Below are 17,895 nucleotides of genomic sequence, written 5' to 3'. Positions count from 1 at the left end.
GCCTGAATCCCGACCGGGGACGTCATCGAGGACGGAAGTTGTCCTCGAAGACCTCTACCGTGGCGGTGTGACGGAGAAGCTGACGACCCGGGCGTTGAACCGGGCCACCCTGCACCGGCAGTTCCTGCTGGCCAGGACCGACCGGACCGCGTGCGACGTGGTGGAGCACCTGGTCGGGATGCAGGCGCAGGAGCCGTTCTCGCCCTACTACGGCCTGTGGTCGCGCCTGCGGTCGTTCCGGCCCGACGAGCTGGGCGCGCTGCTGCTGGACCGGCACGTGGTCCGGGCGTCGCTGCACCGCGCCACGATCCACCTGGTCACCGCCGCCGACCACGGCCGGATCGAACCGCTGCTGCGGCCGTTCCTGCACCGCCGGTTCGCGTCCTCGCCGTTCGGGTTCGTCGTGGACGGGCTCGACGTCGACGAGTTCACCGAAGCCGTCACCACCCTGCTGGACGAACAACCGCGCACCCGGCGCGAGATCGGCGACGCGCTCGGCGCCCGCTGGCCCGACCGCGACGCCTCCGCCCTGGGCTACGCGGGCAGCTTCCTGGTGCCGTCCGTGCAGGTCCCGCCGCGCGCGGTGTGGGGCCGTTCCGGGGCGGCGCGGTGGACCACGGCCGCACGCTGGCTCGGCGCCACCGGGCCCGCCGCGTCACCGGCCGACCTCGTGCGCCGCTACCTGGCCGCGTTCGGCCCGGCCTCGGTCAAGGACGTGCAGACCTGGGCGGGGATGAGCCGGCTCAAGCCGGTGGTCGAGGCCATGGACGACCTGGAGGTCTTCACCGACGAACGCGGACGCACCCTCTACGACCTGCCCGACGCGCCGCTGCCCGACCCCGACACGCCCGCGCCGGCCCGGTTCCTGCCCGAGTTCGACAACGTGCTGCTCGGCCACGACGACCGCACCCGCGTCATCTCCGACGAGGACTACCGACGCGGGATCATCATCGGCGGCAAGCCGACCCTGCTGGTGGACGGCTTCGTGCACGGCACCTGGAAGCTCGCCGACGACGGCCTGGACGTCGAGCTGTTCCGGCCGCTGACCCGGGCACAGAGGGCCGAGGTGGAGGCCGAAGGCGCCGGGCTGCTCGAGTTCGCGGGCGTCGGAGGCGACGTCAGGCTCTGAATTTGGACGATCGTCCAGTACGATCGTCCAATGACGGTTCGCCAACGGCTGCTGCACGCGGCCACGGAACTCATCGCCGAGAAGGGCTGGGGCGCGGTCAGCACCCGGATGCTGGCCGACCGCGCCGGCGTCGGCTCCGGCGTCGTGCACTACCACTTCGACTCCACGCAAGCCGTGCTGGTGCAGGCGTCGGTCGGCGCCCTGCGGTCCGCCGTGGAGGGCCTCGCCGAAGTGCTGGACCGGGCGTCCACACCGACAGAGGCGTTGTCGCTGCTGCTGGACGCGTTGGACGGGCACGGCGGGCAGGAGCTGTTCACCGAGACCTTCCTCGCCGCCACCCGCAACGACCAGCTGCGTCACGCCGTGGCCGAGGTGCTGGCGGAGTTCCGCCGCACGCTCGCCGCGTGGCTGGCGTCACGGGACGTACCGGCGCCGGTGGAGACGGCCGCGGTGCTGGCGGCGGCGGTGGACGGCGTGCTGCTGCACCGCGCGCTGGCGCCCGACCTGTCCGCGGACGTCGTCGTGCCGGTGCTGGGCCGGGTGCTGCGGTGAAGGTCGTGATCAGCGGGGCTGGCATCGCCGGACTCGCGCTCGCGCACCGGCTGGGCACCCTCGGGCACGACGTCGTCGTGCTGGAACAGGCCACCGCGCCGCGCACCTCCGGGTACATGATCGACTTCTTCGGGCCGGGCTACGACGCGGCCGAGCGGATGGGCGTGCTGCCGCGCCTGCTGGAGCTGGGCTACCGGGTGCGGGAGGCCGCGTACGTCGACTCGCGGGGACGCCGGAGAGCGGGGCTGAGCTTCGACCGTTTCGCGCGGGCGGTGGACGGGAGGCTGGTGAGCGTCATGCGGCCGGACCTCGAGCGCGCGTTCCGCGAAGACCTGCCCGCCGGCGTGACGCTGCGGTTCGGCGCCCGCGTGGTGGGTGTCGAGGACGGCGGGACCGGGGTGGACGTGCGGCTGGCGGACGGCTCGACCGTGTCCGGTGACCTGCTGGTCGGCGCGGACGGCGTGCACTCGGCGGTGCGCCGGCTGGTGTTCGGCGACGGGCACGTCCGGTACCTGGGGTTCCACACGGCGGCGTTCACGTTCGACGACCCGTCGGTGCACGCGCTGGTGGCCGGGCGGTTCTGCGTCACCGACACCGTGGGCCGCCAGGTCGGCTTCTACGGGTTGCGCGACGGACGGGTGGCGGCGTTCACCGTGCACCGGACGCCGTCACCGGACCTGCCCGCCGATCCGCGGGCGGCAGTCGTGCGGGCGTACGGGTCGCTGGGCTGGGTCGTGCCGCGGGCGTTGGCGCGGTGCCCCGCGGACATCTACTACGACCAGGTCGCGCAGGTGGAGCTGCCGCGGTGGGTGTCCGGGCGGGTGGTGCTGGTGGGTGACGCGTGCGGCGCGGTGTCGTTGCTGGCCGGTCAGGGCGCGTCGCTCGGGATCGGCGGCGCGTACGTGCTGGCCGAGCACCTGGAGGACCCGGCCGCGTACGAACGTGCCTGGCGGCCCGTCGTGGCGGAGAAGCAGCAGGTGGCACGGGCCGGCGCGCGCTGGTTCCTGCCCGCGTCACCGTGGCGGCTGCGGGCGCGGCGGGCGGCGATGAGGCTGTCGACCCTGCCCGGCGTCGACCGCGTGGTCGCGACGAGCCTGGTGGGCAAACCGGTCCGACTGGCCTGACCCCGGGCGGCGGTCCGGGGTCGGCGACCACCGCCCGGGGTGGGCTCAGCCGCAGTTGCCCCAGGTCTGCCGACCGCCACCGGCGAGGGCGGTGCCCGCCGGGTTCCACACCCAGCCGTAGTACATGACGCACCGGTTGGCGGCGTAGTGGGACACCGACTCCCAGTGCGCGGCGTCCGGGTCGGCCTTGTAGTAGGTGCCGACGTTCTGCACGGTCAGTTCGACGCTGACCCGCGACGCGGTGCCGTGGTAGGAGGTCTTGCGGGTCACCACGCAGTTGACGCCGGTCGAGTTGTTGTACGCCAGGTGCACGTAGCCCCAGGTGGACGAGCCGTTCGTGACGGCCCGGGTGCCGTCGCTCGCGGCGGCGAACCCGGCGCCGCAGCCGTTGGTGATCGCTTCGCTCTGGGTGTGCGCGGTGGCCGGTGCGGTGGACACGAGCACCAGGCACAACGCGGTCGCGGCCGCCCCGAGCATGGTCTGGAATCTGGTCGGCACTCCGATGCCCTCCCCTTGGTCTCGCGTCGGCGCCGATCCCTTGACCCCGAGGCGCCGTCCGCTGTCACCCAGCGTGTCGACCCGAAGGGATGACGCGACAGGGACCAGCCGGTGCGTCTCGCACGGCGCGAGGCTCACCCTCGGTGGCGTTCGGCGGCCGGTAGAAGTCAACGGTGGGCGGCGAACGGGTGAGGAACCGCCTTATTGCGCACGGCCGTCGGTGTCGGCGCGCAGGGCGTCCAGTTCGGCTTGCAGCCGGTCGAGTTGGCGTTCGGCCCGTTCGGCTCGGACGAGGGTCTGGGTGCGAGCTTGGTCCAGGGCGTCGAGGCGTTCGCGGGCGGCGCGTTCGACTTGGTCGAGTTGGGCGCGGTGGGTGTCGCGTTGTTCGGTCAGCTCGGCTCGGGCGCGGTCGAGTTCGGCGCGGGCGTCGTGGGCGGACTGCTCGGCGCGTTCGGCCTTGATCCGGGCTTGGTTCGCCGCGTCGGCTTCGGCTCGTGCGGCGGAGTGGGCTTGCTCGACGTTCGCCTTGGCCTCGGCGACGGCTCGGTCGACTCGGGCTTGTGCTTCGGCTTGGGCGCGTTCGACCTGCGCCTGTGCGTCGTGCCGGGCTTGGTCGAGCTGGGCTTGGGCGTCCGCGCGGACCTGCTCGACGTCCCGCACCGCCTGGCGCCTGGCCTGTTCGGCGTGGGCGACCGCGTCGGCCTTGGCCTGCTCGACCTGGGCTTGGGCGTCGCGGCGGATCTCGTCCACGGCGGCCGCGGCTTCGACGCGGATGGTGGTGATCTCCTGCTCGGCCCGTTCGACGGCGGCGTCGGCTTCGGACCGGGCGGCGTCACGTTGCGCGTAGGCGGCCTCGGCGTCGCGTTCGGCTTGTTCGGCGGCACGGACCGCGTCCTCGGTGGTTGCCTCGGCGGCCTGTCGTGCCTGTTCGGCGTCACGCCTGCGCCGTTCCGCCTTCGCGACCGCGGCCTCCGCCTCGGCGACCCGCCGCGCGGCCTCGGCCTCGACTGCCTGCACCTGGCTCTCGGCCACACTCGGATCGGCGATCGCGGACAGCTCCGCCACGGCTCCGGTCAGCGTGGTCGACAGCTGCTCGGCCAGCACCCGGAACCGCTCCAGCAGTTCCTCGGCCCTGATCTTGCCCGCGGTGATCCCCTGCGGGCCTTTCGTCACGGTGACGACCTCCTGCTCCGCCTCCACCGCCTGCGCCAACCGCTGCCGTTCCCGCCACGCCCGCCACCGGGTGTGTTCCGGCAGGTCGCAGTACTCCGCCGGGCGTCCCGGCCCACTGCCTCGGAACACCGGACGGGTGCAGCCGGGGTAGTTGCAGGTCTCGGCCGTCGTCACGGCAATATCGTAGCACAATTTCGTTGGAAAAAACGTTATACAGCGCAACGCAACGCTATGTGCGGCCCGATCCTGACTTCCGATAAGTGAACCTTATCGGAAGTGAGCTTCGGACGGGCCGCCGCGGAACCGCGCAGAAGGACGCCGCCCGCGTGGTGGGCGCGGGCGGACGCCGGAAAGGGGTACGGGTGGATCGGCCGGGCTCAGTGCGCCTGGACCGACTCGTTCGTGTTGCGCATGGCCATCAGGACCAAGGCGATGATCACGCCCGCTGCGGAGAAGGCGACGCAGGCCCAGAAGGCGGCGGAGAAGCCGTTGGTGAGCCCTTGCGCGTCGGTGCCGGTGGTGAAGGAAACCGTGACCGTCGAGACGACGGCGGTGCCCAGGGCGCCCCCGATCCAGGCCGACCAGGATCATCATCAGGTTGCCGCCGACCAGCGCGGTGGAGCGGAAGATGCGCAGCGGCACCAGCGGCGCGGCCGAGCGCTTCTCGATGAACACGAACGCCATCAGCAGCACGGCGGCGGCGACCAGCGGGATGATGGTGCGTCCGCTGCCCCAGCCGACAGTGGGCGCCTCGACCACGGCGAAGATCAGCAGGACGAACGCCGCGGTGCTGGTGAGCGCGCCGGCGACGTCGAACTTGCGGCCGCCGATCGGGGCGGTGCTCTCGCGCAGCAGGGAGGGCGCGAGCACCAGCATGGCGAGCGCGACCGGCACGTTGAGGAAGAAGATCCACTCCCAGCCGAGCAGGTCGGTCAGCACACCGCCGACGAGCAGCGCCGCGGTGGCGCCGAACGCGCCGGTGCCGGTCCAGATCGCCAGCGCGCGGTTGCGCTCGGGCCCCTCGTCGAACGTCGTCATCAGCAGCGCCAGCGCGGTGGGCGACATGATCGCCGCCGACACGCCCTGCACCACGCGGGCGATGATCAGCACCGGGCCCGACCAGGCCAGGCCGCACAGCAATGAGGACACCAGGAACAGCACGATGCCCGCGATGAACAGCGTGCGGTGACCGAGCATGTCGGCCGCCCGACTGCGCGAGGTGCTGCACTGGAGGGCCGCGGAGGTGGCCGAGCTGCTGGGGACCACGAGCGCGGCGGTCAACAGCATGCTCCAGCGGGCCAGGGCGCAGCTGTCCGAGCTGACCACGTCGGCCGACGACGTGCTGGAGCCCGACGACCCGTGCCGGCGCGACCTGCTCGACCGGTACGTGGCGGCGTTCGAGAACGCCGACCTGACCACCCTGATGCACCTGCTCACCGACGACGCGGTGTGCGAGTTGCCGCCGGACCCGGCGCCGCTGGTCGGCCGCGAGGCGATCGTGCGGTTCATGGCCACCGAGTGCCCGGCGTTCGGCACCTGTTCGATGGATCGGGTCAGCTACCAGGGCATGCCCGCGTTCGCGACGTACCTGCGCGCCGAGGACGGGACCGAGCACGCGTACTCGGTGGAAGCGCTGAAGGTCACCAAGTCGGGCATCTCCCGCATCGTCTCCCACCAGAACCCGGCCCTGTTCGACGAGCTGGGTCTCCCCCGCGTCCGGTGACCGCCGTCGACGCGGGGGCGGTCGACGGCATCGCCCTGCTCACCCACGCCCTGCACTACGCCCTGGGCACGGCCCAGCGGGTGACCGAGCCCATGCTGGGTCAGCCCACCCCGTGCGAGGGCTGGAACCTGGGCATGCTGCTGCGCCACGTCAACGATTCGCTGGACGCCCTGTACGACGGGATCAGCGCGGGCGCGGTCGCGGTGACCGCCGCACCCGCTCACGCGGTGGCCAGTGCCTGGGCCGCCGGCAGCGGCGCCTTGCCCAGCACGAGGTCCGCGGCTTTCTCCCCGATCGCGATGGCCGACGCGTTGGGTGCGCCGCGACCGAGCGTCGGCATCACCGACACGTCGGCCACGCGCAGGCCGTCGATGCCGATGACCTTCAGCTCGGCGTCGACGACCGTGCCGATCGCGCAGGTGCCGGAGCCGTGGAAGATGGAGTGGGTGTAGCCGCGGATGTAGGCGCGCACGTCGGCGTCGGAGTCCGACGCCGGGGCGGAGTACCAGTCCTTGGTGAACCGGGACAGCCCCTTCTGCCGGGCGATCTCGAGCCCGATCCGCGTCGCCGCCACGGCCGTTGCCAGGTCGTCCTCGGTCTGGTGGTAGTTGTGCTGGATCTTGGGCTTCATGGTGGGGTTGGCGGAGTCCAGCGTCACGGTGCCGCGGGCCTGTTGGGTCAGCAGCACCGGTCCGTACGTGATGGCGTGGCCGGTGGGCAGGCCCAGGCCGCTGTCGGCGAACATCATGGGGCCGGAGAAGAACACCGCGTCCGGCCCGTCCAGGCCGGAGCGCGTGCGGACGTAGCCGCCCGCTTCGGGTCCGTTGGAGGTCATCGGGCCGGTGCCCTCCTCCTGGAACTGCTTGACGTAGCGGGGTTCGTCGGCGATCAGGGTGCTCACCGGCTCGTCGTGGGCGAAGATCAGCGGCACCAGCGGGTGGTCCTGGAGGTTGGCCCCGACCTGGTCGTTGTGGTGGAGGACCGGGATGCCGAGCTGACCGAGGTGGTCGGTGGGTCCGATGCCGGAGTGCATGAGCAGGTAGGGCGAGTTGTAGGCGCCGGCCGACAGGATGACCTCGCGGTTCGCGCGGACGGTGAGGTCCTCGTCGAACCGGCGTCCGGTGACGCCCACCGCGCGGCCGTTCTCGATGACGATGCGGTGCACCTGGAAGTTCGTCCGCACGGTCAGGTTCGGCCGGTTCATGGCCGGGTGGAGGTACGCGACCGCGGTGGAGCACCTGCGGCCGTTGCGCTGGGTGAGCTGGAAGTAGCCGAAGCCGTCCTGGGACTCGCCGTTGAAGTCGTCGTTGGACGCGAACCCGGCCTGTGCCGCCGCTTCCAGGAACGCCTGAGACTGCGTGTTGCGGCTGCGTCCTTCCGAGACGCTCATCGGGCCGCCGGAGCCGTGGTAGTACGACTCGCCGTGCTCGTTGTCCTCGGAACGCTTGAAGTACGGCAGCAGTTCGTCGTAGCTCCAGCCGGGCTGTCCCCAGCCGTCGTAGTCGACCTTGTTGCCGCGCAGGTACAGCATCGCGTTGATCGAGCTGGTGCCGCCCAGGACCTTGCCGCGGGGCAGGAAGATGCGTCGCCGGTTGAGCTGGGGTTCGTCGTGCGAGTCGTAATCCCAGTCGACCGAGGTGCGGAAGAGGTCGCCGAAGGCCACGGGGATGTGGATGGTTTCCAGGTCGTCCGTGGCGCCGGCTTCGATCAGGCACACGGTGACATCGGGGTCTTCGGTGAGTCGTGCCGCCAGCACGCAGCCCGCCGAGCCCGCTCCGACAATCACGTAATCGTACATCCGGTTCTCCTCACGTCCGCCGCACGGCGATTCGGGTGTGCGTGCGCCGGCCAGGCGCGGTTTTTCTTCGGGGCTCGGCCGGATTGTCGCGGCGAGTATTTCCGGTGTGTCCCGCCCGGCCCGACAGGGCGATTGCCGGTGTGGCTGCCCAGCCGGATATCGCTCCCGTCGGGCAGGGCGGGATCATTCACTGTTCGGCGCGGCCGACATTGCGGTGTACGTATTGCGGTGCGCGAACGGCGTGTCGGTGGAGACGCCGACGACCTGCACGCCGCTGGTGGCGTACTCGCCGACGTCATCCCTGACCAGGCACATCTCGTCCTGGCAGATCGTGCTGAACGCGAACGGGTAGAAGATCACGAGCAGGTTCTTCTCCCGCCACAGCGACGACGCCGTCACGACCTCGCGGGTGTGGTCGCCCAGGGTGAAGTCCGGCGCCGGGGATCCGACCTCGACCGCCATGGCAGTCCTCTCGTCGTCTGGGTCCTGTGGTGGGAGATCAACTTGGGCGTGCCGTCGGCCTGCTTGGCGATCACCCAGGTGACGCGGACCTTGCGCTGCGGCGCGGTGGCCGTCTCGTCCGCGAGCTGGATGCCACCTTCGCTGATCACGATCGCGGCGGTGTCGGTGAGGAAGTTGATCTCCAGTCGTCCGCCGCGGACCCGGGCTCCCCTGAGGCCGCCGCGGAATCCGTCGGCCATGTACCGGCGGATGTCCTCGCGGCTGGTGAGTTGGGTGTCCTGCATGAGCAGGCTGCCGTTCTCGGCGAACGTGTCCGCGAACAGGTCGGCGTCGTTGCGCTCCCGCGCCTCCTGGATGCGCATGGGCACGGTCAGCACGGCTTTCTCGTCGTCGGCGGTGAAGCCCCGGTAGTAGGTCGGGTCCTCGGGGATCCCGGCCTCGGCGAGGAGCTGTGAGGCGTCGCCCCACCCGTTGGTCGCTGTGGGCATGTCTGGCACTCCTTGGTTTTCTGGGCTACCAGCCGGTTACCAGCGCAGGGTCGCGCCGTCGCCCCGGGGGCTGTTCTGGTAGCCCGCGAGTCTCCACTCACCGTCCTGCTTCACGCAGACCCACGTGGACCGCACCGCGCGCTCGGGCGCGATCTCGGTCTCGCCCGTGGGCCATCGTCGGCTGCCGAACGCCGGCGTGGTGGTCGGGCCGCGCCGGCCGGCTGGTGCTCGGCGGAGGTCGGAGTTCCGGCGGTGATCGAAAGGGGTAACCGGCGGGGCACCTCGTGGGAAAGGATGGGCCGCATGATCGTTCCCTTGGACCTCACCGATGACGAGACGGCGAAGGCGGTGCACCGGATCGCGTTGCGGTCGTACGCGATCGAGGCGGAGTTGATCGGCAGCACGGCGATACCGGGGCTGCACGAGTCGGTCGAGGACATCCGGAGAGCGCCGTTGCGGTGGCTGGGCGGGTACGTCGACAACGACCTGGTGGCGTTCGTCGGCTTCGCGAAGGTCGACGGTGTGCTGGACATCGACCGGCTGTGCGTGGCGCCGAGCCACTTCCGGCTCGGGTTCGCCCGACGGCTGGTGGAGCAGGTGCTGGCCGAGGGAGGGCCGGCGATCGTGTCGACGGGTGCGGCGAACGCGCCCGCGATCGCGTTGTACGAGGGTCTGGGGTTCCGGCTGGTCGACACGGTCGTGGTGGAGGACGGGCTGCGGATCGCGCAGTTCGGACACCCCGGGTTGATCTAGGACCGTCGTTGTCCTGGTCGGGGTCTAGCGTCGAGGCCGTGACAGGGATCCGGGTGGACGGGGTGATCGGTCGGCGGTTGCGGCGGCACTGGTTGCTGGAGCCGTCGGCGGACCCGGTGGCGGTGGTGCGGGCGATGTGCGGTGCGCACGCCCAGGTGATGTCGGCGGCGGAGTTGTCGATCGGGGTCCGCACGACGCTGACGCGGCAGCGGGTGCGGGACGCGGTGTGGGTGGACCGGACGTTGGTGAAGACGAGGGGGCCTCGGGGCACCGTGCACCTGCTGCCCGCGGCGGACCTGCCGATGTGGACGGGTGCGTTGTCGGAGTTGCCGCAGCGGCTGCGGTTGCTCACCGAGGAGCAGGCGGCCGAGGTGGTGGCGGCGATCGCGGACGCGGTGCGGGACGACGAGCTGACCGGTGACGAGTTGACCGAGGCGGTGGTGGCGCGGACCGGTCCGTGGGCGGGCGAGCGGGTGATGGAGGCGTTCGGCGGCACGCCGTGGCCGCGGTGGGTGGAGGCGATGGGCGTGGCGTCGAACCGCGGCGTGATGTGCTTCGCGCCGAACAAGGGCCGCAAGGTCGCCTACACGAGCCCGCAGCGGTGGTTGCCGGGTTTCGTGCCGGCCGCGGAGGGTGCGGTGGAGTTGCTGCACGCCTACCTGCGGTCGTACGGGCCGGCGACGCCGGCGCACTTCGCGCGGTGGCTGGCCGCGCCGAAGCGGTGGGTGGACGAGCTGTTCGAGCGGGCCGACGTGGAGCGGGTCGAGGGCGGTTGGGTGGTGCGGGGCGACACGTCGTGGCCGGACGAGCCGCCGGGCGGGCTGCGGCTGCTCCCCTACTTCGACGCCTACGTGGTGGGCAGCCACCCGCGTGAGGTGGTGTTCCCGGGTCGGGCGTTCGAGCGGGCGTTGTCGGGTGGGCAGGCGGGGAACTTCCCGGTGGTGCTGGTGGACGGTGTGGTGGCCGGGGTGTGGCACCAGAAGCGGTCGGGTCGGCGGATCGCGGTGACGGTGGAGCTGTTCGGGGAGTTGTCGCGGGCGAGGTCGGCGGAGTTGGACCGGGAGGTGGCGCGGGTCGGCGGGTTCCTGGAGGGGCGGCCGGAGCTGACCCTCGGCCCGGTGTCGGTCGGCGCTCACGCCTGAGCCGCGCCCGGAGCTCGCGGGGGTCCTGGGCCGCCGCGGGCGGGAAGTCCTCGATCGTTGGCGGGGCCAACAAGTGGGTAGACTGCGGTCGCATGGAGACCTCAGGCGCGCCGCGGCGGCTGCGCGGCACGGCGAGTTGGCTGCTCGGGCAGGCCACGACCCAGGCGCACCGGCTGGTGTCGGAGGCGTTGGGCGCGGTGGACGCGCGGCGCTACCACTACTCGCTGCTGGCCGCGTTGGACGAGTTCGGCCCGGCCAGCCAGGCGGACCTCGGCCGGCGGGGCGGGCTGGACCGCAGTGACGTGGTGGCCACGGTCAACGAGCTGGCGGACAAGGGGTTCGTGGAGCGCCGGCCGGACCCGGGCGACAAGCGGCGCAACATCGTCAGCGTCACCCCGTCGGGCACGGCCCACCTCCGTCACCTGGACCGGGTGCTGGGGCAGGCTCAGGAGGCGTTGCTGGCGCCGTTGTCGGCGGCCGAGCGTGAGGAGTTGGTGCGCATGTTGAACGTGGTCCTGGAGCACCACGGATGACCGGGTCGATGCGGGCGGTGGTGTTGAGCGGGCCGGGGCCGGTGGAGAACCTGGCCGTGGTCGAGCGGCCGGTGCCCGAGCCGCCGCCGGGGTGGGTGCGGGTCAAGGTCGCCGCGTTCGGGTTGAACCGGTCGGAGCTGCACACCCGGTTGGGGTTGGCCGAGGGGGTGACGTTCCCGCGGGTGCCGGGCATCGAGGCGGTGGGCGTGGTGGACAGCGACTGCGACCTGCCGGTCGGGCAGCGGGTGGCGGCGATGATGGGCGGCATGGGCCGGGTGTTCGACGGCGGGTACGCCGAGTACGCGGTGGTGCCGCGCGAGGTGCTGATCCCGTTCGGCTCCGACCTGCCGTGGGAGGTGCTGGGCGCGGTGCCGGAGACGTTGCAGACCGCCTACGGGTCGTTGACCACGGGGTTGGACCTGCGGGCGGGGCAGTCGCTGCTGATCCGCGGCGGCACGTCGGCGCTCGGGTTCGCGGCCACCGCGCTGGCGAACGACATCGGTGCGACGGTGCTGGCCACGACGCGGCGCGCGGACCGGCTGGACGTGCTGCGCGAGCACGGGGTGGCGCACCCGCTGGTGGACGACGGCGCGGTGGCCGAGCGGGTGCGCGAGGTGTTCCCCGACGGGGTGGACGCGGCGTTGGAGCTGGGGGGCACGCCGACGTTGCCGGACACGCTGGCGGCGACGAAGGTGCACGGCACGGTGTGCTTCACCGGGATGCTGTCCAACGAGTGGATCGTGCGGGACTTCTACCCCATCGGCTACCTGCCCAAGGGGGTGCGGCTCACCGCGTACGGCGGCGAGGCCTCCGACCTGCCCGCGGACGTGCTGCAACGGTTCCTCGACCAGGTCGCGGGCGGTGAGGTGACGCTCGGCCCGACCACCGTGTACCGGCTGGAGGACATCCGGCGGGCGCACGACGACCTGGAGCACGGACGGCGGGTCGGCAAGCTCGTCGTGCTCGTCTGAGAATTTTCTCCGTCGCGGTGTCGATGTCGCCGCCGGCCGTTCGTGTAGAGGGTGCGGAAACCCTCCGGACCTTGAGGAGCACGAGATGACCCAGTACCTGATCAGCGTGATCGAGCCCGCCGGCTACGACATCCCGGACCCGGCGGAGCTGGAGAAGATCATGAAGGACGTGCAGGCGGTGGACGCCGACATGCGGGAGGCCGGGGTGTGGGTGTTCGCCGGTGGTCTGCACGCGCCGGAGACGGCGACCACGCTGCGTCCGGGAGAGAACGGCGAGGTGCTGGTGACCGACGGCCCGTTCACCGAGAGCAAGGAGTTCATCGGCGGGTTCAACATCATCGACGTGCCGGACCTGGACGCGGCGCTGGAGTGGGGTCGGCGGCTGAGCGTGGCGTGCACGCTGCCGGTCGAGGTGCGGCCGTTCCAGGACTTCGTCGGCTGAGGTGGTGCTTGAGGTGACGACGCTGACGTGACGGCGGTCGAGCAGGTCTTCCGGGCGGAGTACGGCCGGTCGGTGGCGGTCCTGGTCCGCGTCTTCGGTGACATCGACGTCGCCGAGGAGGCGGTCCAGGACGCGTTCGCCGAGGCGCTGCGGCGCTGGCCGGAGGCCGGTGTGCCGCCGAGCCCGGCGGGCTGGATCATCACCACGGCCAGGCACCGGGCGATCGACCGGTTGCGCAGGGAGTCCACGCGGGACGACCGGCAGGCGCAGGCCGCGTTGCTGCACGCCCGTGACGAGCTCGTGGAGGTGGACTCGGTGGGTGACGAGCGGCTGCGGTTGATCTTCACGTGCTGCCACCCGGCGCTGCACCCGGCGGCCCGGGTGGCGTTGACGTTGCGGCTGCTGGGCGGGTTGTCCACGGCGGAGATCGCGCGGGCGTTCCTGGTGCCGGAGCCGACGATGGCGCAGCGGCTGGTGCGGGCGAAGGCGAAGATCCGGGACGCGCGGATCCCGTACCGGGTGCCGGACCGGGCGGAGTTGCCCGATCGGCTGCGTGCCGTGCTGGCGGTGGTGTACCTGGTGTTCAACGAGGGGTATTCGGCCAGTTCGGGTGGCTCGTTGGTGCGTGAGGAGCTGTGCGCGGAGGCGGTGCGGCTCGGGCGGGTGCTGGTGGAGTTGATGCCCGACGAGCCGGAGGTCGTCGGGTTGTTGGCGTTGATGCTGTTGCTGCACGCCCGCCGTGCGGCGCGGACCGGCCCGGACGGCGGGCTGGTGCGGTTGGCCGACCAGGACCGGTCGCGCTGGGACGGTGCGCTGGTGGCGGAGGGTCGGGCGCTGGTGCGGTGGTGCCTGCGCCGCGGCCGACCCGGCCCGTACCAGGTGCAGGCGGCGATCAACGCGGTGCACAGCGACCCGCCGCCGACGGACTGGCGGCAGGTCGTGCGGCTCTACGACCACCTGATGGTGTTGACGCCGAGTGCGGTGGTGGCGTTGAACCGGGCTGTCGCGGTGGCCGAGGTGGACGGGCCGGAGGCGGCGTTGGCGCTGGTGGACGGCCTCGCGGAGGGCAAGTCGCCGTTGGCGGGCTACCACCTGTGCCACGCGGTGCGCGCCGACTTGCTGCGCCGCCTGGGCCGGGACGCCGAGGCGGCGCAGGCCTACCGGCGGGCGTTGGACCTGGCGGGCAACGACGCCGAGCGTGACCTGTTGCGGCGCGGGCTCGCCGAGGTCACCGGAGCGGGTTAGCCGACGCCGGCGCCGGACCACCGGTGCGGGCCGAGGCCGAGGACTTGGCCGCGGGTGGGTGGACGGCCGGTCCGACAGCGCTCGGTGGGCGTCGTCGAGGCGGGAGTGCCGGCGCGGCGAGCGCATGCCGAAGTCGGTGCGGGTGGCCGCGGCTTCCCCGGCCGGTTCAGCGCAGGCGCCGGATCAGGTCGGCGACCTCCCGCGGGGTGAACTCCAGCGACCCGCGTGCGGGTCCCGGCGCAGCCGGGAGTGCAGGACCAGCGAACGGCGGATCTCGTAGGTCATGCCGGGAGTCTGGTCAGGCGGTGACGCTGTGCGCAAAGACATTGCGGCGGCGGGAGATACTGGCCGCATGGGAAAGACCTATGAACGGATCGAAGGACGCCTGCGCGAGTTCATCGAGGCACAGCCGGTGTTCTTCACCGCGACCGCGCCGCTGTCCGCGGACGGGCACGTGAACCTGTCGCCGAAGGGCCGCCGGGGCACGTGGCGGGTGCTGGACGAGCAGCGGGTCGCGTACCTGGACTTCGGCGGCAGCCACGCCGAGACGATCGCCCACCTGCGGGAGAACGGTCGGATCACGCTGATGTGGTGCGCGTTCGACGGCCCGCCGAACATCGTGCGCGTGCACGGCACGGGTGAGCCGGTGTTCCGGGACGATCCGAGGTTCGCGGAGTTGGTGGCGGGGTTCGGTGACGCGGACGGGTCGGCGTTGCGGGCGGTCGTGGTGGTGACCGCGAAGCTGATCAGCGACACGTGCGGGTTCGCCGTGCCGTTCATGGACTACCGGGGTGAGCGGACGCTGCACGAGGAGTACTTCGACCGCAAGTCCGACGAGGAGTTCGCCGCGTACTGCGAGAACAAGGAGTTCGTCGGGGTCAGCATGGACGGCCTGCCCGCGGTGCCGCTGCCCCTGCCGCCGCGCTAGGCAAACCGTTGGTGTCGCCGGTCGGGTGTGTGGCACGGTCTGCGCCGTGACGGAGTACGTGTTCTTCTGGGGGCCCGGGTCGCGGTCCGGCGCGTCGGTCGGCTCGGTCGGCGAGGAGTGCCTGAGCCAGTGGTGGGAGTCGCCGTTCACGGTCGACGGGCACACCTTCCGGACCGCCGAGCACTTCATGATGCACGGCAAGGCGCTGTTGTTCGGCGACGAGGACATTGCGCGGCGGGTCCTCGCTGCGGCCACGCCCGGTGAGGCGAAGTCGCTGGGCCGTCGGGTGCGCGGGTTCGCCGAGGACACGTGGGTGGCGAACCGGCTGGACGTCGTGGTGCGGGGGAACCTGGCGAAGTTCGGCGCGCACGACGGCGCCCGCCGGTTCCTGCTCGGCACCGGTGACCGGGTGTTGGTGGAGGCGAGCCCGCTGGACCGGATCTGGGGCATCGGGCTCGCCGCCGACGACCCGCGCGCGGCCGACCCGGCGTCCTGGCTCGGGCTGAACCTGCTCGGCGAGGCACTGATGGAGGTGCGCGCGCGACTGCGCCAGGGGTGAGCGCGTCACCCGATGAGCTCGACCCGGTGTGCGTGCGCCGCGCCCGGCGGGCCCGTTCGCGTCCCGATCGGTGGCTGTTCGATCTACGCTGTCTGAGCGGCGAGTGGCGCCGATCACCTCGGGAAGGGGGCGGTCGTGCTGGTCGAGGCTCAGCGGAACCGCGGTGCCCTGCGCCGGGTGACGGGTCTTGCCCGCAGCACGCCGGGCAGGCTGAGCCTGTTGGCCCTGCTGCTGATCGTGGTGAGCCTGCTGGTCGGCGCGGTGACCGGGTGGTCGGTGCAGCGCCGCTCGGACGCGCTGGAGGCGTTGGCCGACCGCAGTGAGCCGCTGGCGTTCGCCGCGCAGGAGGTGTACCGGGCGATGGCGGACGCGGACGCCACCGCGTCGAGCGCGTTCCTGTCCGGTGGGGTGGAGTCGGCGGCGCTGCGCGCCCGGTACGAGGCGGACGTGGCGAAGGCCGCCGCGGCGTTGTCGGCGGCGACCGGCGAGATCACCCGCTCCCCCGAGCTGACGCGGGCGCTGTCGACGTTGTCGGGCCAGTTGCCGGTGTACACGGGGCTGGTCGAGACGGCCCGCGCGCACAACCGGCAGGGCAACCCGGTGGGTGCGGCGTACCTGCGCGAGGCGTCGACGGTGATGCGGACGCGGCTGCTGCCGGCCGCGCGTGAGCTGTACGGGGTGGAGACCCGCAACGTGGTGCGCGGCCTGGAGGACGCCGGGTCGCTGCCGTGGCCGGAGTTGCTGCCGGTCGTGCTCGCGCTGCTGGTGCTGCTGCTGGCGCAGCGGTACCTGACCCGCAAGACGAACCGGGTGCTCAACCCGGGGCTGGTGGTGGCGACCGCGTTGACCGTCGTCTCGCTGCTGTGGGTGCTGGTGGCGAGCCTGCTGGTGGTCCACAACGCCTCGGCCAGCAAGGACGAGGCCACCGTGGTCGACCTGCTGGCGCGGGCCCGGATCGCGACGCTGACCGCGCGGGGTGACGAGACGTTGACGCTCGTGGCGCGGGGCAGCGGCGCGACCTACGAGGCGGAGTACGTCGAGGCCGACCGGGCGCTGACCGACCTGCTGGGCCGGTTGCGGCTGGTGAACGGCACACCGCCGGTGCTGGAGGCGGTGGAGCACCACCAGCGGTGGCAGCAGGCGCACCGCGGGATCCGCGCGGCCGACGACGCGGGTGACTTCACCACGGCGGTGGCGTTGGCGCTGGGTCAGGACCCGCGGGGCGCGGCCGCGGCGTTCGACGCGTTGGACTCCGACCTGGTGGACGCGATCGGCGCGGCGCGGGCGGAGCTGACCGACGCGATCGGGCGGGCGCGGGCCGCGTTGGGCGGCGCGGTGCCCGCGGTGGTGGTGCTGGCGTTGCTGTCGGCGGCGGCGTCGGTGCTCGGGTTGTGGCAGCGGTTGAAGGAGTACCGGTGAGGCGGCTGCTCGTGGTGCTCGCGCTGGTGGTGACGGGGTGCGCGCCGGTGCCCAGCGGTGCGCCGCCGATCGGTGGCGGGACCCCGGTGCCGCCGCGCCCGGCGGAGGCGGTGGAGCTGACGGCGCCGCCGAGCACGGCGGAGGTGCCGTCCGAGTCGTGCGATCCGACCGCGAGCCTGCGCCCGACCGGGCCGTTGCCGCCGCCGGGGCAGATGCCGGCCGGGTCGACCATGGCGCGGATCCAGCAGCGTGGCCGGCTGATCGCGGGCGTGGACCAGAACACGTACCTGATGGGGTTCCGCAACCCGTTCTCGGGCGAGCTGGAGGGTTTCGACGTCGACCTGGTGCGGGAGGTCGCGCGGGCGGTCTTCGGCGACCCGGGCGCGATCCAGTTCAAGGTGGTGACCTCCGAGCAGCGGGTACCGACGCTGGAGCGGGGCGAGGTCGACATCGTGGTGCGGACCATGACGGCGACCTGCGAGCGCTGGCGGAAGGTGAACTTCTCCACCGTGTACCTGCAGGCCGGGCAGCGGGTGCTGGTGCCGTCGAACTCCGAGGTGACCGACATCGACGGGCTGGGCGGCAAGCGGGTGTGCGCGACGAAGGGGTCGAGTTCGCTGGCGAACGTGGCGAACCGGCCGTCGAAGCCGGTGCCGGTGGCGGTGGCGCACTGGACGGACTGCCTGGTGATGCTGCAGCAGGGCCAGGTGGACGCGATCTCCACCGACGACACGATCCTGGCCGGGTTCGCCGCCCAGGACCCCTACACGAAGGTGGTGGGGCCGCAGTTCGCCGCCGAGCCGTACGGGATGGCGTTCCCGAAGGCCGACGAGGACTTCGTGCGGTTCGTCAACGCGCTGCTGGAGCGGCTGCGCGCGGACGGCACGTGGACGCGGCTGCACCAGCGGTGGCTCGGTGACCCGCCGGCCCCGCCCGTCGCCGTGTACCGGGACTGA

20 protein-coding genes are annotated in these 17,895 nt (G+C 72.2%); 14 read left to right on the top strand and 6 right to left on the bottom strand.

Annotated elements, in window-relative coordinates; all coding sequences use genetic code 11:
• Nucleotides 1-67: 67 nt before the first annotated feature.
• The 3 genes from A6A25_RS23260 to A6A25_RS23250 are packed head-to-tail and all read left to right on the top strand — an operon-like array spanning nt 68 to nt 2,805.
• Nucleotides 68-1,129: a winged helix DNA-binding domain-containing protein gene (locus A6A25_RS23260; RefSeq protein WP_073893169.1), complete on the top strand. Its 1,062-nt coding sequence runs from the start codon at nt 68-70 to the stop codon at nt 1,127-1,129.
• Between the two features lie 30 nt (nt 1,130-1,159).
• Nucleotides 1,160-1,681 (top strand): TetR/AcrR family transcriptional regulator, encoded by a 522-nt coding sequence (locus A6A25_RS23255; protein WP_073893168.1) that lies wholly within the window; start codon nt 1,160-1,162, stop codon nt 1,679-1,681.
• On the top strand, nt 1,678-2,805 hold the full coding sequence (locus tag A6A25_RS23250; protein ID WP_073893167.1) for an FAD-dependent oxidoreductase: 1,128 nt from the start codon (nt 1,678-1,680) through the stop codon (nt 2,803-2,805). The genes A6A25_RS23255 and A6A25_RS23250 overlap by 4 nt, the downstream gene beginning before the upstream one ends.
• Before the next feature lie 45 nt (nt 2,806-2,850).
• Here A6A25_RS23250 and A6A25_RS23245 read toward each other — a convergent pair whose 3' ends face one another.
• The 3 genes from A6A25_RS23245 to A6A25_RS23235 all read right to left on the bottom strand — a co-directional run bounded on the left by A6A25_RS23245 (nt 2,851) and on the right by A6A25_RS23235 (nt 5,673).
• Nucleotides 2,851-3,303: a hypothetical protein gene (locus A6A25_RS23245; protein ID WP_143193341.1), complete on the bottom strand. Its 453-nt coding sequence runs from the start codon at nt 3,301-3,303 to the stop codon at nt 2,851-2,853.
• A 201-nt stretch (nt 3,304-3,504) separates the two neighbouring features.
• The gene (locus tag A6A25_RS23240; protein WP_198932819.1) at nt 3,505-4,650 is read right to left on the bottom strand and encodes a hypothetical protein; all 1,146 of its coding nucleotides are present in this window, start codon (nt 4,648-4,650) and stop codon (nt 3,505-3,507) included.
• Between the two features lie 93 nt (nt 4,651-4,743).
• On the bottom strand, nt 4,744-5,673 hold the full coding sequence (locus A6A25_RS23235) for an MFS transporter (protein WP_198932818.1): 930 nt from the start codon (nt 5,671-5,673) through the stop codon (nt 4,744-4,746).
• Here A6A25_RS23235 and A6A25_RS23230 point away from each other — a divergent pair.
• Complete coding sequence (locus A6A25_RS23230; protein WP_073893164.1) at nt 5,672-6,199, top strand: nuclear transport factor 2 family protein; 528 nt, start codon at nt 5,672-5,674, stop codon at nt 6,197-6,199. The two genes, A6A25_RS23235 and A6A25_RS23230, sit on opposite strands and share 2 nt — an antisense overlap.
• A 220-nt stretch (nt 6,200-6,419) precedes the next feature.
• On the opposite strand, the gene A6A25_RS23225 is transcribed toward A6A25_RS23230, so the two are convergent.
• The 3 genes from A6A25_RS23225 to A6A25_RS23215 form a co-directional block, all read right to left on the bottom strand.
• A complete protein-coding gene (locus A6A25_RS23225) occupies nt 6,420-7,997 on the bottom strand; it encodes a GMC family oxidoreductase (protein ID WP_073893163.1) in 1,578 nt (525 codons plus the stop codon).
• A 183-nt stretch (nt 7,998-8,180) separates the two neighbouring features.
• Nucleotides 8,181-8,396 (bottom strand): redoxin domain-containing protein, encoded by a 216-nt coding sequence (locus A6A25_RS23220; RefSeq protein ID WP_241828863.1) that lies wholly within the window; start codon nt 8,394-8,396, stop codon nt 8,181-8,183.
• A complete protein-coding gene (locus A6A25_RS23215; protein ID WP_073893161.1) occupies nt 8,393-8,947 on the bottom strand; it encodes an SgcJ/EcaC family oxidoreductase in 555 nt (184 codons plus the stop codon). Before A6A25_RS23215 ends, A6A25_RS23220 begins: the two co-directional genes overlap by 4 nt.
• Before the next feature lie 303 nt (nt 8,948-9,250).
• On the opposite strand from A6A25_RS23215, the gene A6A25_RS23205 reads away from it, so the two are divergent.
• The 10 genes from A6A25_RS23205 (at nt 9,251) to A6A25_RS23160 (ending at nt 17,895) form a co-directional block, all read left to right on the top strand.
• On the top strand, nt 9,251-9,700 hold the full coding sequence (locus A6A25_RS23205) for a GNAT family N-acetyltransferase (RefSeq protein ID WP_073893160.1): 450 nt from the start codon (nt 9,251-9,253) through the stop codon (nt 9,698-9,700).
• A gap of 38 nt (nt 9,701-9,738) precedes the next feature.
• Nucleotides 9,739-10,842, top strand: a complete 1,104-nt coding sequence (locus tag A6A25_RS23200; RefSeq protein ID WP_073893159.1) for a winged helix DNA-binding domain-containing protein — start codon at nt 9,739-9,741, stop codon at nt 10,840-10,842.
• Nucleotides 10,843-10,934: 92 nt separating this feature from the next.
• A complete protein-coding gene (locus A6A25_RS23195; protein WP_073893158.1) occupies nt 10,935-11,375 on the top strand; it encodes a MarR family winged helix-turn-helix transcriptional regulator in 441 nt (146 codons plus the stop codon).
• Between the two features lie 8 nt (nt 11,376-11,383).
• Entirely contained in the window at nt 11,384-12,346 is a 963-nt protein-coding gene (locus A6A25_RS23190) for a zinc-binding dehydrogenase (RefSeq protein WP_073893306.1), read from the top strand.
• 85 nt (nt 12,347-12,431) lie between these two features.
• On the top strand, nt 12,432-12,788 hold the full coding sequence (locus A6A25_RS23185) for a YciI family protein (protein WP_073893157.1): 357 nt from the start codon (nt 12,432-12,434) through the stop codon (nt 12,786-12,788).
• Nucleotides 12,789-12,815: 27 nt separating this feature from the next.
• Nucleotides 12,816-14,033, top strand: coding sequence for an RNA polymerase sigma factor (locus A6A25_RS23180; protein WP_073893156.1), 1,218 nt, complete (start codon nt 12,816-12,818; stop codon nt 14,031-14,033).
• 352 nt (nt 14,034-14,385) lie between these two features.
• A complete protein-coding gene (locus tag A6A25_RS23175) occupies nt 14,386-14,961 on the top strand; it encodes a pyridoxamine 5'-phosphate oxidase family protein (RefSeq protein WP_073893155.1) in 576 nt (191 codons plus the stop codon).
• 46 nt (nt 14,962-15,007) lie between these two features.
• The gene (locus A6A25_RS23170; RefSeq protein WP_241828862.1) at nt 15,008-15,520 is read left to right on the top strand and encodes an NADAR family protein; all 513 of its coding nucleotides are present in this window, start codon (nt 15,008-15,010) and stop codon (nt 15,518-15,520) included.
• A 135-nt stretch (nt 15,521-15,655) separates the two neighbouring features.
• Entirely contained in the window at nt 15,656-16,939 is a 1,284-nt protein-coding gene (locus A6A25_RS23165) for a hypothetical protein (protein ID WP_073893152.1), read from the top strand.
• Nucleotides 16,936-17,895: a glutamate ABC transporter substrate-binding protein gene (locus A6A25_RS23160; protein WP_241828861.1), complete on the top strand. Its 960-nt coding sequence runs from the start codon at nt 16,936-16,938 to the stop codon at nt 17,893-17,895. Before A6A25_RS23165 ends, A6A25_RS23160 begins: the two co-directional genes overlap by 4 nt.

It is taken from the genome of Saccharothrix sp. CB00851 (assembly GCF_001905065.1).
Taxonomy (GTDB): domain Bacteria; phylum Actinomycetota; class Actinomycetes; order Mycobacteriales; family Pseudonocardiaceae; genus Actinosynnema.
This window is presented reverse-complemented; position numbering and strand designations above follow the sequence as displayed.